The organism is Nocardia sp. NPDC005998 (assembly GCF_040614395.1).
Classification (GTDB): Bacteria; Actinomycetota; Actinomycetes; order Mycobacteriales; family Mycobacteriaceae; genus Nocardia.
Genome location: NZ_JBEXUI010000077.1, coordinates 1 through 15,049, shown reverse-complemented (window position 1 = coordinate 15,049; position 15,049 = coordinate 1). Strand labels below are relative to the sequence as shown.

At 65.6% G+C, this 15,049-nt stretch carries 2 protein-coding genes; both read left to right on the top strand.

Going from position 1 to position 15,049, the window contains the following annotated elements; translation table 11 throughout:
• Positions 1-5: 5 nt before the first annotated feature.
• The gene (locus tag ABZ293_RS41390) at positions 6-8,822 is read left to right on the top strand and encodes an SDR family NAD(P)-dependent oxidoreductase (protein WP_355189806.1); all 8,817 of its coding nucleotides are present in this window, start codon (positions 6-8) and stop codon (positions 8,820-8,822) included.
• A gap of 125 nt (positions 8,823-8,947) precedes the next feature.
• The coding region (locus tag ABZ293_RS41385; RefSeq protein WP_355189805.1) for a type I polyketide synthase at positions 8,948-15,049 on the top strand (6,102 nt) is incomplete at its 3' end.

The following is a 15,049-nucleotide window of genomic DNA, read 5'->3' as shown; positions in this document are numbered from 1 at the left end:
TTTCGCTGAGTGCTGCTTTGGTGAGCGATGACCTGATCGACCGGACGGTGTTCGCGCAGGCGGGGTTGTTCGCGTTCGAGGTGGCGTTGTTCCGGTTGCTCGAATTCTGGGGTGTGCGTGTGGATGTGGTGGCGGGTCATTCGATCGGCGAGGTCACTGCCGCGCATGTGGCCGGTGTGTTGTCGTTGTCGGATGCGTGTGTGCTCGTGGCGGCGCGTGGCCGGTTGATGTGGGCGCTGCCCGCAGGCGGGGCGATGGTCGCTGTCGGTGCCTCGGAAGCCGACGTGCTACCGCTGCTGGCCGGTGGGGTGTCGATTGCGGCGGTCAATGGCCCGTCGTCGGTGGTGCTCTCCGGTGTCGAGAACGATGTCGTGGCTGTTGCCGATCGGTGCGCCGAACGGGGGTGGCGCATACATAGGTTGCGGGTGTCGCACGCGTTCCATTCGGCGTTGATGGAGCCGATGCTCGCCGAATTCGCTTCGGCGATTGACGGTTTGGCATTCGGTCGGCCGAGCCTTCCGTTGGTGTCGACGGTGACCGGTGCCAGGGTCGAGCACGAGATGTCGGATCCGTCGTATTGGGTCGGTCAGGTCCGGGACACGGTGCGGTTCGCCGATGCGGTCGCCGCTATGGCGGCCATGGGTGTATCCAGGTTCGCCGAGGTCGGGCCCGACGCAGTCCTGACCCCGATGGTCGCCCGAACTCTCGGTGACGCAACGACAGTCGCTGTGACCAGACGTGGTCACGCAGCTGCCGCAACCGTATCGAATGCGGTGGCAGGGTTGTTCGTGGCCGGTGCCGAGGTGGACTGGGCCGGTCTCTACGCCGGTACCGGAGCCCGGCGAATCGACTTGCCCACCTATGCCTTCCAACACGAGCGGTTCTGGCTCGATGCCAAGCAGATGTTGGCCCAGTCGTGGCTCGGTGCCGAACTCGGCGGAATCACCGCCGTCGGGCTCGATACGGTGGACCATCCCTTGCTCGGTGCCATTGTGCCGCAACCGGATTCGGGTGCAGTGAGCTTCACCGGCCGGTGGTCGGTGGACTCCGTTGAATGGCTGGCCGATCACAGCGTGCACGGAGTCGTATTGCTGCCGGGTACCGGATTCGTCGAGCTGGCCGGCTATGTCGGCGGTTTGTTGGGCTGCGCGGTGGTGGACGAGCTTGTCCTGCACACCCCGTTGACGTTGCCCGCCGAAGGCAGTGTCGCAGTACAGGTCGTGGTGGCCGCTGCCGACGAGGCCGGTCGCCGACGACTGACCGTCCATTCTCGACCGGATGCAGCGGGAGCGTGGTCGCTGCACGCCGAGGGCGCGCTCGCCCCGGGGGACGCCGTGGCTGATTTCGATCTGACTTCGTGGCCTCCGGTGGGCGCGCAGCCGTTGGACATCGACGGAGCCTATGACCAGTTGCTCGAACTCGGTTACGGGTATGGCCCGTTCTTCCAGGGTTTGCAGGCGGCATGGCGGCGCGGCGATGAATTGTTCGCCGAGGTCGCGCTGCCGGATCCACAGGACGCCAAGGGTTTCGGAATCCATCCCGCATTGTTCGACTCGGCCTTGCATGCCGGGATCATTCACGGTCGGCACAGCGGAAATGGTTCCGCGGTGCTGCCTTTCGCCTGGAACCGGGTGGTCGTGCACTCGGCCGGTGCCGCCGCGGTGCGGGTACGCAGCGTCCTCGAAGGCGACAACTTCGCCGTGCAGATAGCCGATGACCAGGGCCTGCCGGTGCTGTCGGTGGGCGCTCTGGTGTCTCGGCCGGTATCGGCCGAGCGCCTGGGCGCGGACCGGTTGTCGGATGCCCTTTTCGGCGTGGAATGGGTCACCGTTGCGCCGTCGTCGGCGGTGAGTGTCGAGCCGGGCCGCGTGGCGGTGCTCGGTTCCGGCCGGAACCGTGGTGACCAGGGTTCCGGTGCGATGCGGCGCTATCGTGATCTCGCGGCGTTGATCACCGATCTGGATGCAGCCGAGGAGCCGGTTGTTCCCGACATCGTGCTGCTCGAGTGCCCGCTGCACGACGGTCCGCCGACAGCGGCGGCACGGCAGGTCGTGACCGGTGTTCTCGACACCGTCCAGAGTTGGCTGGCCGAAACCCGTTTCGCCGCTTCCCGTTTGGTTGTGCTGACCGGGCAAGCAGTGGCCGTTGCCGATTCCGAGCAGGTGCGTCTGGATCAGTCGCCGGTGTGGGGGCTGCTGCGTGCTGCGCAGGCCGAGCACCCGGCTCGGTTCCAGCTCGTCGATCTGGATCAGGACGGTGACCTGTTCGCTGTCGCGACCGCGGTGGCAGCTGCCGCTGGGGAACCGGAGGCCGCGCTGCGTGGCACGACCCTGCTCGTGCCGCGGTTGGCCCGCCACGCACCTGGCACGTTCGTTCGGCTGGCCGAGCCGGGCACCGTGCTGGTGACCGGTGGTACGGGTGGTCTGGGTGCGGTGATCGCTCGGCATCTGGTGACCGAACATGGTGTGCGGCATCTGCTTTTGACGTCTCGGCGTGGCCTGGACGCTCCCGGTGCCGTCGAGTTGCGTGCTGAGTTGGTCGGGCTCGGCGCTGCGGTCACCATTGCCGCGTGTGATGTGTCCGATCGGTCTGCGCTGGCCGCGCTGCTGGACGGCATCTCCGACGAGCATCCGCTGGTGGGTGTGGTTCATGCGGCGGGAACTGCCGATAACGGTGTGATCGAGTCGATGACGGCGGACCGGATCGAGTATGTGTTCCGGCCCAAGGTCGATGCCGCGTGGCATCTGCACGAGCTCACGCGTGATCGGTCGCTGTCGCTGTTCGTGCTGTTGTCCTCGGCGGGTGGGCTGGTGCTGGCCGCTGGTCAAGCCAATTACGCTGCGGCGAATGTCTTCCTGGATGCCCTCGCGGTACATCGTCGCGGTCTGGGATTGCCTGCGACCTCTCTCGACTACGGCATGTGGGCGCGATCGAGCGGCCTCGGTACGGAGCTGTCCGAGGACGATTTCGATCGGATGCGCAGGCAGGGCTTCCCGCCGCTGACCGAGGCCGAGGGTCTGGCATTGTTCGATGCGGCCATCGCCACCGATACCGCTCAGCTGGTAGCGCTGCGGGTCGATCCGGCGGTGCTTCGAACCCGAGGCGAGCAGGTCCCGGCTCTCGTCCGCGCAATCGCGCCGATCCCGGTGCGCCGCCACAGCCGGACCTCGGCGGGTCAGGCGTTCCTGCAGCAGCTAGCGGGCCTGTCGGATGCCGACCGCAATAGTGCTCTGGTCGACCTTGTCCGCGCGGTTGCCGCCGAGATTCTCGGACACGCCTCCCTCGTTACTGTTGAACCCCAGCAGGCTTTCCAGCAGCTCGGGTTCGACTCGTTGAGCGCCATCGAGTTCCGCAACAAGCTCAACACCGCGACCGGTCTGCTACTCCCGGCCACGCTCATCTTCGATTACCCCAATCCACAAGTCGTGGCCGAGTTCATCGGTACGCAAATCACCGGTACCGAAGCTCTCGAAGAGCGCGCGGTCAGTCGGGTCCGAGCCGACGACGAGCCGATCGCCGTGGTGGCGATGGCCTGCCGTTATCCGGGAGGAGTCGCCTCGCCGGAGGACCTGTGGAATCTGGTTGTCTCGGGCGTTGACACCAACGGGGCGATGCCGGTGGATCGCGGCTGGGACATCGAGGGCATCTACGATCCCGAGCCCGGTAAGGCGGGCAAGACCTATACGCGTAGTGGCGGGTTCTTGTACTCCGCAGCCGAATTCGACGCGGACTTCTTCGGGATCAGTCCGAACGAGGCCACGATGATGGATCCGCAGCAGCGGTTGCTATTGGAGGTGTCGTGGGAGGCGTTGGAACGGGCCGGTGTCGATCCCGCGGTGCTGCGTGGCAGCTCGACCGGGGTGTTTACCGGTCTGATGTACCACGACTACGCCCGAGCAACCGGGACCGGCAGCGGTTCCGCCGGCAGTTTGGTCTCGGGTCGGGTGTCGTATGTGTTCGGCCTGGAAGGGCCGTCGGTCACCGTGGATACGGCATGTTCGTCGTCGCTGGTGGCAATGCATCTGGCCGGGCAGTCGCTGCGGTCGGGGGAGTGCGATCTGGCATTGGCCGGTGGCGTGGCCGTGATGGCGACCCCGGATATGTTCCTCGAATTCGGGCGGCAGCGGGGGTTGTCGCCGGATGGGCGGTGTAAGTCCTTCGCGGACAAGGCCGACGGTGTCGGTTGGTCCGAAGGTGCCGGTGTACTGGTGTTGGAACGGTTGTCCGATGCCCGCCGCAATGGTCATCAGGTGCTGGCGGTGCTTGCCGGTTCGGCGGTGAATCAGGATGGCGCCTCGAATGGTTTCTCCGCGCCGAATGGTCCGTCGCAGCAGCGGGTGATCCGCCAAGCGCTGGCGAATGCCGGTATCTCTCCGGACGAGGTCGACGCGGTGGAGGCGCACGGCACGGGTACCACGTTGGGTGATCCGATCGAGGCGCAAGCGCTGTTGGCGACGTATGGGCAGGATCGTGCTGCGGATCGTCCGTTGTGGTTGGGGTCGTTGAAGTCCAACATCGGTCATGCCCAAGCCGCCGCAGGTGTGGGTGGCGTGATCAAGATGGTGATGGCGATGCGGCACGGTGTGCTGCCGCAAACGCTGCATGTGGATCAGCCCTCGACGAAGGTTGATTGGTCCGAGGGTCATGTGCGGTTGTTGACCGAGTCGGTGGCGTGGCCTGTGGTGGATCGGCCGCGTCGTGCTGGTGTGTCGTCGTTCGGTATCAGTGGCACGAATGCTCACGTCATCATCGAGCAAGCCCCGGTGACCGAGCCGGTGGCGGAGCCAACTCCGGTGCTGGATGTGGTGCCGGCTGTGTTGCCGTGGATGCTCTCGGCACGCAGTGGTGCGGCTCTTGCCGCTCAGGCTGCCCGCCTGACATCGCAGGTGGCCGAACACAATTCGATCGATATCGGCTTCTCGTTGGCGTCGACGCGTGGTGTGTTCGAGCACCGGGCTGTTGTCCTGGCCGAGGACCGTGCTGGTCTGCTCGCGGGAGCGCGGGCGCTGGCTGCTGGCGGCGTGCCGGCACCCGGTGTGATGTCCGGTCGCGTCGCGGCGGGTTCGACGGGGCTGGTGTTCTCCGGTCAGGGTGCGCAGTGGGCGGGTATGGCCGCTGAGCTGCGTGATGCGTATCCGGTGTTCGCCGAGGCTTTCGACGCGATTGTCGCTGAGTTGGATCCGTTGCTGGGGCAGCCTGTTTCGTTGGGTGTGGCGTTGGCCGACGGTGATCTGGTCGACCGGACGGTGTTCGCGCAGGCGGGTTTGTTCGCGTTCGAGGTGGCGTTGTTCCGGTTGCTCGAATCGTGGGGTGTGCGTGCGGATGTGGTGGCGGGTCATTCGATCGGTGAGGTCGCTGCCGCGCATGTGGCCGGAGTGATGTCCTTGGCGGATGCGTGTGTGCTGGTCGCCGCGCGCGGCCGGTTGATGCAGGCACTCCCCGCCGGTGGGGCCATGGTTGCGGTGGGTGCCTCCGAGGCCGACGTGCTGCCGCTGTTGGCTGGTGGGGTATCGATCGCGGCGGTGAATGGTCCGTCGTCGGTGGTGCTTTCCGGTATCGAGGCCGATGTCCTGGCTGTCGCTGATCGGTGTGCCGAACGGGGTTGGCGCACAAATCGGTTGCGGGTTTCGCATGCGTTCCATTCGGCGTTGATGGAGCCGATGCTGGCCGAATTCGCTTCGGCGATTGAGGGTTTGGTGTTCGCCCGGCCGAGTATCCCGTTGGTGTCGACGGTGACCGGTGCCCAGGTGACCGATGAGATGTCGGATTCGACGTATTGGGTGGGGCAAATCCGCGACACGGTGCGATTCGCCGATGCAGTTATCGCGATGGCAGGTTCAGGTGCGTCGAGGTTCGCCGAGGTCGGGCCGGATGCCGTGCTGACTCCGATGATCGCCCAGACTCTCGATGACGTGCGGGCGAGCGCGGGTGCTGCGGTCGCGGCTCCTGCGGTGTTGGCGTTGGCGCGTCGAGACCATGCCGATCCGTCCACGGTGTTGGGTGGGGTGGCCGGGTTGTTCGTGTCCGGCGCCGAGGTGGACTGGACTGGTTTGTATGCCGGTACCGGAGCTGAGCGAATCGACTTGCCTACCTACGCTTTCCAGCGTCGCCGCTATTGGATGCCCGAGGGGACCGCCGGTAGCGGTGATGCCCGGTCGATGGGTCTGGCAACCACCGGACACCCGTTGGTTTCGGCGGTGGTGTCACAACCGGATGCCGGCGCGGTGATCCTGACCGGTCGCCTGTCGGTGCCGACGCATCCGTGGCTGGCCGATCACCGGGTGATGGGCACCGTGTTGTTCCCTGGTACCGGTCTGGTCGAACTCGCCCTGCATGCCGGGGAGCAGGTGGGGTGTTCGACCCTGGAGGACTTGGTCCTACAGGCTCCCCTGGTGCTGCCGGAATCCGGCGGGGTCGCGGTGCGCATTGTCGTTGACGCCGAGGACGAGGCAGGCCGTCGCGCGGTGCGGATCTTCTCCTGCCCTGATACGGAGGTCGATTCGGCATCGTCATGGACGCTGAACGCCGAAGGTGCGCTCGCCCAAGAGGAAGCGGCGGCTGCCGTCGACCTCGCCGCGTGGCCCCCGGCTGGTGCGCGGCCGTTGGACATCGACGGGGTCTATGACCAGTTGCTCGATGCCGGGTACGGGTACGGTCCCGCTTTCCAAGGTCTGCAGGCGGCATGGCAACGCGGCGAGGACGTGTTCGCCGAAGTCGCGCTGCCGGATCCGCAGGAAGCCAAGGACTTCGGGCTGCATCCAGCCCTGCTTGATGCCGCTCTGCACGCTCTGCGGTTGGCCGGTTACTTGTCGGCGGAGGACACCGGACCCGAGTTGCCGTTCGAGTGGTCCGGTGTCACGGTGCATGCGGCGGGTGCCGATGCAGTGCGTGTTCGGCTCACTCGTGTCGGCGAGCACGGTGTTGCTCTGGATCTGGCGGACTCGACCGGTGCTGCGGTGGCGACGGTACGGCAGCTGGCTTCCCGGCCGATCGATCCCGCGCAGCTCACCGTCGGCGCGTCCGCTGTCGACAACGCGTTGTTCCAGGTCGAGTGGACGCCGATCGCGGTGTCCGACACGGAGATCAGCGCAGTGTCCTGGGCGGACCTCGGTGCTGAGGTTCCGGCCGCGGTGATATTGGAGTGCCCGGCAGGCAATGATCCTGTCGCCGTTCATGCCGCGACTCATGAAGTGCTGCAGGTGCTTCAGTCCTGGATTGCCGATCAGCGGTCCGGTGAGTCGGTGCTGGTGGTTCGGACCAGTGGTGCGGTATCGGTTGCCGGGGAAGACATTACGAATCTTGCGGGCGCCGCGGTGGGTGGTCTGGTGCGGTCCGCGCAGGCCGAGAGCCTCGGCCGGATCGTGTTGGTGGACACCGATTCCGACATCGAGGGCCTGCTCGGCGGGATTCTGGCCGCGGCGGAACCGCAGGTGGCAGTGCGCAGCGGGCAGGTACACAGAGCGCGACTCACCCGAGCGGCCGCCGCTGAGGCGACCGCGTCGGCTCCGAGCTCCACTTTCGGTCCGGACGAGACGGTTCTGATCACCGGTGCCAGCGGCTTCCTCGGTGGATTGTTCGCCCGGCATCTGGTCGACGCCCTGGGTGTCCGTCACCTGCTGCTGCTGAGCCGCCGTGGGGAATCCGCTCCCGGGGCTGCCGAGCTGCGGGCGGAGTTGCAGCGGCTCGGTGCCGAAGTCGAGTTCGCCGCCTGCGATGTCGCCGACCGTGGGGCGCTTGCCGAGGTGTTGGCGGACGTTCCCGCGGGCCGTCCGCTCACCGGTGTGTTCCATACGGCCGGTGTGCTCGACGATGGCGCCATTGCCTCGCTGACCGCGGATCGGATGGATGTGGTTTTGCGGCCCAAGGTCGATGCCGCGCTGCACCTGCACGAATTGACCGCCGATCTGCCGTTGCGGGAGTTCGTGCTGTTCAGCTCGGTGGCCGGTGCGTTCGGCGGCCCCGGTCAGGGCAACTATGCCGCGGCCAACGCCTGCCTGGACGCACTTGCGGTACACCGCAGGGCATCCGGGCGCTCCGGCCGGTCTCTGGCGTGGGGTCTGTGGAGCATGGATGGCGGGATGGGCGCGGAGCTCAGCGACGTCGATCGGCACCGCATGTCACGTTCGGGCATGCTGGCGTTGTCGGCAGAGCAGGGCTTGGCGCTGTTCCATGCCGCTGCCGAGATCGGTACGGCGGCTCCCATTCTCGCCCGTCTCGATCTGGGGAGCCTCCGCAATGCAGGGTTCGCCGCGACCCTGTTATCCGGCCTGGTGCCCGCGCGCCGCGCCACCGCCTCGGGTGCACCCACGGCGCTTCGTGCCCGGTTGGCGAACACCCCCGACAGCGAACGCCTCGGTGTGCTCGTCGAAATCGTGCGCGGTCAGGTCGCGGCGGTGCTGGGTCATCAGAATGCGAATGCGATTGCGGCGGATAGGGCCTTCAACGAATTGGGCTTCGATTCGATCACCGCTATCGAGTTCCGCAACGCCCTCAAATCCGTTACAGGTCTGCGGTTGCCCGCAACTCTGGTGTTCGACTACCCGTCACCGGAGGCCTTGGCCAAATATCTGGCCGACGAGTTCACCGACCACCACAACCCAGACCGGTCGACGGATCCGTCGGAAAACGATATTCGCAGAGTCCTGCAAACGATCCCGGTAGCTCGTCTCCGCGACGCGGGCCTGCTGGATGCACTCATGCAGCTCGCACATGGACAGGAGAGCCACAGCGCGATCGATCAGGGCAGCACGGACGAATCGATCGACGAGCTCGATATCGATGACTTGATCGACATGGCCTACAACAACTCATCAGAGGACTGACGGCGATGTGCGCGGCGCGGGTGGCAGAACCCGTGCCGCGATCACCCGTAAGACATCGGAATTCTGCCTCGTAGACGATATTTCGCCGACGAGTCACGGTGACCGCAGGAAGAGCTGGAACAATAATGACGAAGCCCGACGACAATACTCAGAAGCTCGCTCAGGCGCTGCGTGTCTCACTCAAAGAGACCAAGCGGTTGCGTGACCGCAATCGGGAGCTGGACGCAGCCCTTCGCGAACCGATTGCGATTGTGGGTATGGCGTGTCGGTATCCGGGTGGGGTCAGCTCTCCCGAGGATCTCTGGCGGTTGGTCTCGGATGGGACCGATGCGACGTCGGAGTTCCCGGTGAATCGTGGTTGGGATATCGATCGCCTTTACGATTCCACCGGCGAAACACCGAATAGCACGTACACCCGTGCGGGTGGGTTCCTGCATTCTGCCGGCGAATTCGATCCGGCGTTCTTCAATATCAGTCCCAATGAAGCCGCGCTGATGGATCCGCAGCAGTTCCTGTTGTTGGAGACTTCATGGGAGGCGTTCGAGCGAGCCGGTGTCGATCCGGGTTCGCTGCGGGGCAGCCGGACCGGTGTGTGGGTCGGCATGATGTATCACGACTATCCGGCCAATGCGAATTCGGGTTCTATTGCCTCCGGTCGGGTGTCGTATGTGTTCGGCCTGGAAGGGCCGTCGGTCACCGTGGATACGGCGTGTTCGTCGTCGCTGGTTGCGATGCATTCGGCCGCGGCGTCGTTGCGGTCGGGGGAGTGTGATCTGGCGTTGGCCGGTGGTGTGGCAGTGATGGCGACGCCGGAGACGTTTGTGGAGTTCAGCAGGCAGCGGGGTTTGTCGCCGGATGGTCGGTGTAAGTCGTTCGCCGATTCGGCCGATGGTGTGGGCTGGTCCGAGGGGGCCGGTGTGCTGGTGTTGGAGCGGTTGTCCGACGCTCAGCGCAATGGGCATCAGATTCTTGCGGTGATGGCTGGTTCGGCGGTGAATCAGGATGGTGCGTCGAATGGTTTGACGGCGCCGAATGGTCCGTCGCAGCGGCGGGTGATTCGACAGGCGTTGGCGAATGCGGGGGTGTCGCCGGTCGAGGTCGATGTGGTCGAGGCCCACGGTACTGGTACCACGTTGGGTGATCCGATCGAAGCCCAAGCGCTGCTTGCTACTTACGGGCAGGATCGTGCGGCGGATCGTCCGTTGTGGTTGGGGTCGTTGAAGTCGAACATCGGTCATTCCCAAGCTGCCGCGGGTGTGGGTGGTGTGATCAAGATGGTGATGGCGATGCAGCACGGGGTGCTGCCCCGAACGCTGCATGTGGATCAGCCCTCCACGAAGGTCGACTGGACCGAAGGCCATATCCGGTTGTTGACCGAGGCGGTCGAGTGGCCGACGGCGGATCGGCCGCGCCGTGCTGGTGTGTCGTCGTTCGGTATCAGTGGCACGAATGCTCACGTCATCGTGGAACAGGCCCCGGTGACCGAGCCGGTGGTGGAGCAGGCTCCGGTGCCGGTGGCGAAGACTGTCCCGGCTGGTGGGTTGCTGCCATGGGTGGTTTCGGCGCGTGGTGGTGAGGCGCTTGCGGGTCAGGCTGTCCGCCTGGCTTCTCATCTTGGTGATCACGACCTGGATCCGGTGGATGTCGGTTTCTCGCTGGCGTCCACGCGTGCTGTTTTCGAGCATCGTGCTGTGGTGGTGGCCGAGGGCCGGGATGATCTGCTCGCGGGCGTGCGGGCGCTGGGTCGCGGCGACTCCGCTCCCGGTGTGGTGTCCGGTCGTGTGGTACCGGGTTCGACGGGTGTGGTGTTCTCGGGGCAGGGTGCGCAGTGGGCGGGCATGGCCGCCGAGCTGCGTGATGCGTATCCGGTGTTCGCCGAGCACTTCGATGTGATCGTCGCTGAATTGGATCCGCTACTGGGGCAGCAGGTTTCGTTGGGTGTGGCTCTGGCGTCCGAGGACGTGGTCGACCGGACGGTGTTCGCGCAGGCGGGTTTGTTCGCGTTCGAGGTGGCGTTGTTCCGGTTGCTCGAATCGTGGGGTGTGCGTGCGGATGTGGTAGCGGGTCATTCGATCGGTGAGGTCGCTGCCGCGCATGTGGCCGGAGTGATGTCCTTGGCGGATGCGTGTGTGCTGGTCGCCGCGCGTGGCCGGTTGATGCAGGCACTCCCCGCCGGTGGGGCCATGGTTGCGGTGGGTGCCTCCGAGGCCGACGTGCTGCCGCTGTTGGCTGGTGGGGTATCGATCGCGGCGGTGAATGGTCCGTCGTCGGTGGTGCTTTCCGGTGTCGAGGACGCGGTCGCCGCCTTTGTCGATCGGTGTGTCGAGCGTGGGTGGCGGACGCATCGGTTGCGGGTTTCGCATGGTTTCCATTCGGTGCTGATGGAGCCGATGCTGGCCGAATTCGCCACGGCAATAGCAGGTTTGGCGTTCGCACGGCCGAGTACCCCGTTGGTGTCGACGGTGACCGGTGCCCGTGTCGAGCATGAGATGTCGGTTCCGTCGTATTGGGTTGGTCAGGTTCGTGACACGGTGCGGTTCGCCGATGCGGTCGCCGCGATGGCGGGCATGGGTGTATCGAGGTTCGCCGAGGTCGGACCGGATGCCGTGCTGACTCCGATGATCGCCCAGACTCTCGAACACGGAGATGGCGCGGACGCTGCGGTGCTGGCTTTGGCGCGTCGGAACCAGGCCGATCCCGCCATGCTGTTGGGCGGGTTGGCCGGATTGTTCGTCTCCGGCGCCGAGGTGGACTGGGCCGGTTTCTACGCTGGTTCCGCCGCTCGCCGAATCGACCTGCCTACCTATGCCTTCCAGCACGAACGTTTCTGGCTCGATGCCAGACAGATGCTGGCGCAGTCGTGGCTGGCAGCCGAGCTGGGTGGTATCAGCTCGGTCGGGCTGGATGTGGTGGATCATCCGTTGCTGGGTGCGGTTGTGCCGCATCCGGATTCGGGTGGGGTGAGTTTCACCGGCCGGTGGTCGGTGGACTCCGTCGAATGGCTGGCCGACCACAGCGTGCTCGGTACCGTGTTGCTGCCGGGAACCGGTTTTGTCGAGCTGGCCAGTTACGTCGGCGGTGTCCTGGGTTGCGCCGTGGTGGACGAGCTTGTCCTGCACACCCCGTTGACGATGTCGGCCGAGGGCAGTGTCTCGGTGCAGGTCGTGGTGGCCGCTGCCGATGAGGCTGGTCGTCGGCGGTTGAGTGTTCATTCTCGGCATGCGGGCGAGGGTCCGTGGGTGCTGCACGCCGAAGGCTTGCTCGTGCCCGGTGATGTGGTGGCCGATTTCGATCTGACCTCGTGGCCTCCTGCTGGCGCGCAGCCTTTGCCCATTGCTGGTGTGTACGACGAGCTGCTCGATGTCGGCTATGGATATGGCCCGTTCTTCCAGGGTTTGCGGGCGGCTTGGCATCGTGGCGATGAGTTGTTCGCCGAGGTCGCGCTGCCGGATCCGCAGGAAGCCAACGGTTTCGGGATTCATCCGGCATTGTTCGACTCGGCGTTGCATGCCGGGATAGTTCATGGTCTGCGCGGTGGTGTCGAGGGTTCCCCGGCGCTGCCGTTCACCTGGAGTCGGGTGGTGGTGCACTCGGCCGGCGCTGCCGCGGTGCGCGTCCGCATCGTGCTTCAGGGCGACCGGTTGGCTGTGCAGATGGCCGACGAGCAGGGCTACCCGGTGTTGTCGGTGGGGGCCTTGGTTTCTCGGCCGGTATCGGCTGAGCGCCTGAGCGCGGATCGGGTGTCGGAGGCCCTCTTCAGCGTGGAATGGATGACTGTCGCGCCGCTGTCGGCGGGGGCAGTCGAACCGGCCCGGGTAGCGGTACTCGGTTGGGGCCAGAGTTCCGGCGGGGTGCGAGGTTACGATGATCTCGCATCGTTGATCGCCGATCTGGACGCGACTTCCGACTCGGTTGTTCCCGACATCGTGTTGCTCGCGTGCCCCTCCCACAATGGTGCAGCGCCGGAGGCTGCGCGCCAGAATGTCACCGGTGTTCTGGACACTGTCCAGGGTTGGCTGGCCGACAGTCGTTTCGCTGGTTCTCGTTTGGTTGTACTCACCGAACAAGCAGTGGCTGTTGCCGATTCGGAGCAGGTGAATCTGGGGCAGGCGCCGGTGTGGGGGCTGTTGCGTGCCGCGCAGGCTGAACACCCGAGTCGATTCCAGCTTCTCGACCTGGATCACCCCGACCTGGCCCAAGACCGTGACCCGGTCTCTGTCGCGGCCGTGGCAATGGCTGCTGCGACGGAACCGGAAGCCGCGCTACGTGGCACGACCCTGCTCGTGCCGCGGTTGACCCGCCACGCACCTGGCACGTTCGTTCGGCTGGCCGAGCCGGGCACCGTGCTGGTGACCGGTGGTACGGGTGGTCTGGGTGCGGTGATCGCTCGACACCTGGTGACCGAACATGGTGTGCGCCATCTGCTTTTGACGTCTCGGCGTGGCCCGGATGCCCCTGGCGCGGCTGAACTGCGTGCTGAGCTGCTCGAGCTCGGCGCGCAGGCGACCATCACTGCATGTGACGTGTCCGATCGGGACGCACTGGCGGCACTGCTGGAAACCATCCCGGCCCAACATCCGCTGGTGGGTGTGGTGCACGCGGCCGGAACCGCCGACAACGGCGTGATCGAGTCGATCACGCCGGACCGGATCGACCATGTCTTCGGACCCAAGCTCGATGCGGCGTGGCACCTTCACGAACTCACTCGTCAGCACTCGCTGTCCCTGTTCGTGTTGATGTCTTCGGCGGGTGGGCTGGTGCTGGCCGCTGGCCAAGCCAACTACGCCGCCGCGAACGTCTTCCTCGATGCCCTCGCGGCGCATCGTCGCGGTCTGGGATTGCCTGCGACCTCTCTCGATTACGGGCTGTGGGCGCGATCGAGCGGGCTCGGCGCCGAGCTGTCCGAGGACGACTTCGATCGGATGCGCAGGCAGGGCTTCCCCCCGCTGACCGAGGCCGACGGTCTGGCGTTGTTCGATGCGGCGATAGCCACCGATACCGCCCAGCTGGTAGCACTGCGGATCGACCCGGCCGTGCTTCGAACCAGGGGCGAGCAGATCCCGGCCCTGGTCCGCGCGATCGCGCCGATTCCGGTGCGCCGCCACAGCCGGACCCCGGCAAGTCGGGCATTTGCGCAAAAGCTGGCAGGTCTCTCCGATGCCGATCGCAAGAGTGCTCTGCTCGACCTGGTCCGATCGGTCGCTGCCGAGGTCCTCGGGCACGCTTCTATCGATGCTGTTGAACCCCAGCATGCATTCCAGCAGCTCGGGTTCGACTCGTTGCGTGCCATCGAGTTCCGCAACAAGCTCAACGCTGCGACCGGCCTGCAACTACCGGCCACCCTTATCTTCGATCAGCCCAACCCGCAGATCGTCGCCGACTTCATCGATTCCCAGCTCACCGGCACAAATCAGGACATCGAGGTCACTGCCAGCAGAACTGTTGGCGACGACCCGATTGCTGTGGTGGCAATGAGCTGCCGCTACCCCGGCGGTGTCGCCTCGCCGGAGGATCTGTGGCGACTGGTCGTCTCGGGCATTGACACCACAGGTGAGTTGCCGGCGGATCGTGGCTGGGATATCGACGGCATCTACGATCCGGAGCCCGGCAAGGCGGGGCGCACCTACACCCGCCAGGGTGGATTCCTTTATTCTGCGGCCGATTTCGATGCGGACTTCTTCGGGATCAGCCCCAACGAAGCCACGATGATGGATCCGCAGCAGCGGTTGCTGCTGGAGGTCTCGTGGGAGGCGTTGGAGCGCGCCGGTGTGCATCCTGCGGTATTGCGTGGCAGTTCGACCGGTGTCTTTACCGGTGTGATGTATCACGACTACGCCCAGGGAACCGGCACCGGTAGCAGCACCGCCGGAAGTTTGGTCTCCGGACGCATCGCCTACACGCTGGGGTTGGAAGGCCCAGCAGTGTCGGTGGATACGGCGTGTTCGTCGTCATTGGTGGCCCTGCATCTGGCTGCGCAGTCGTTGCGGTCGGGTGAGTGCGATCTGGCGTTGGCTGGTGGTGTGGCGGTGATGGCGACGCCGGATATGTTCCTCGAGTTCAGTCGGCAGCGGGGTTTGGCGCCGGATGGGCGGTGTAAGTCGTTCGCTGATTCGGCCGATGGTGTGGGTTGGTCCGAGGGTGCGGGTGTGTTGGTGTTGGAGCGGTTGTCCGACGCTCGCCGTAATGGTCATCAGGTTTTGGCGGTGGTTGCTGGTTCGGCGGTGAAT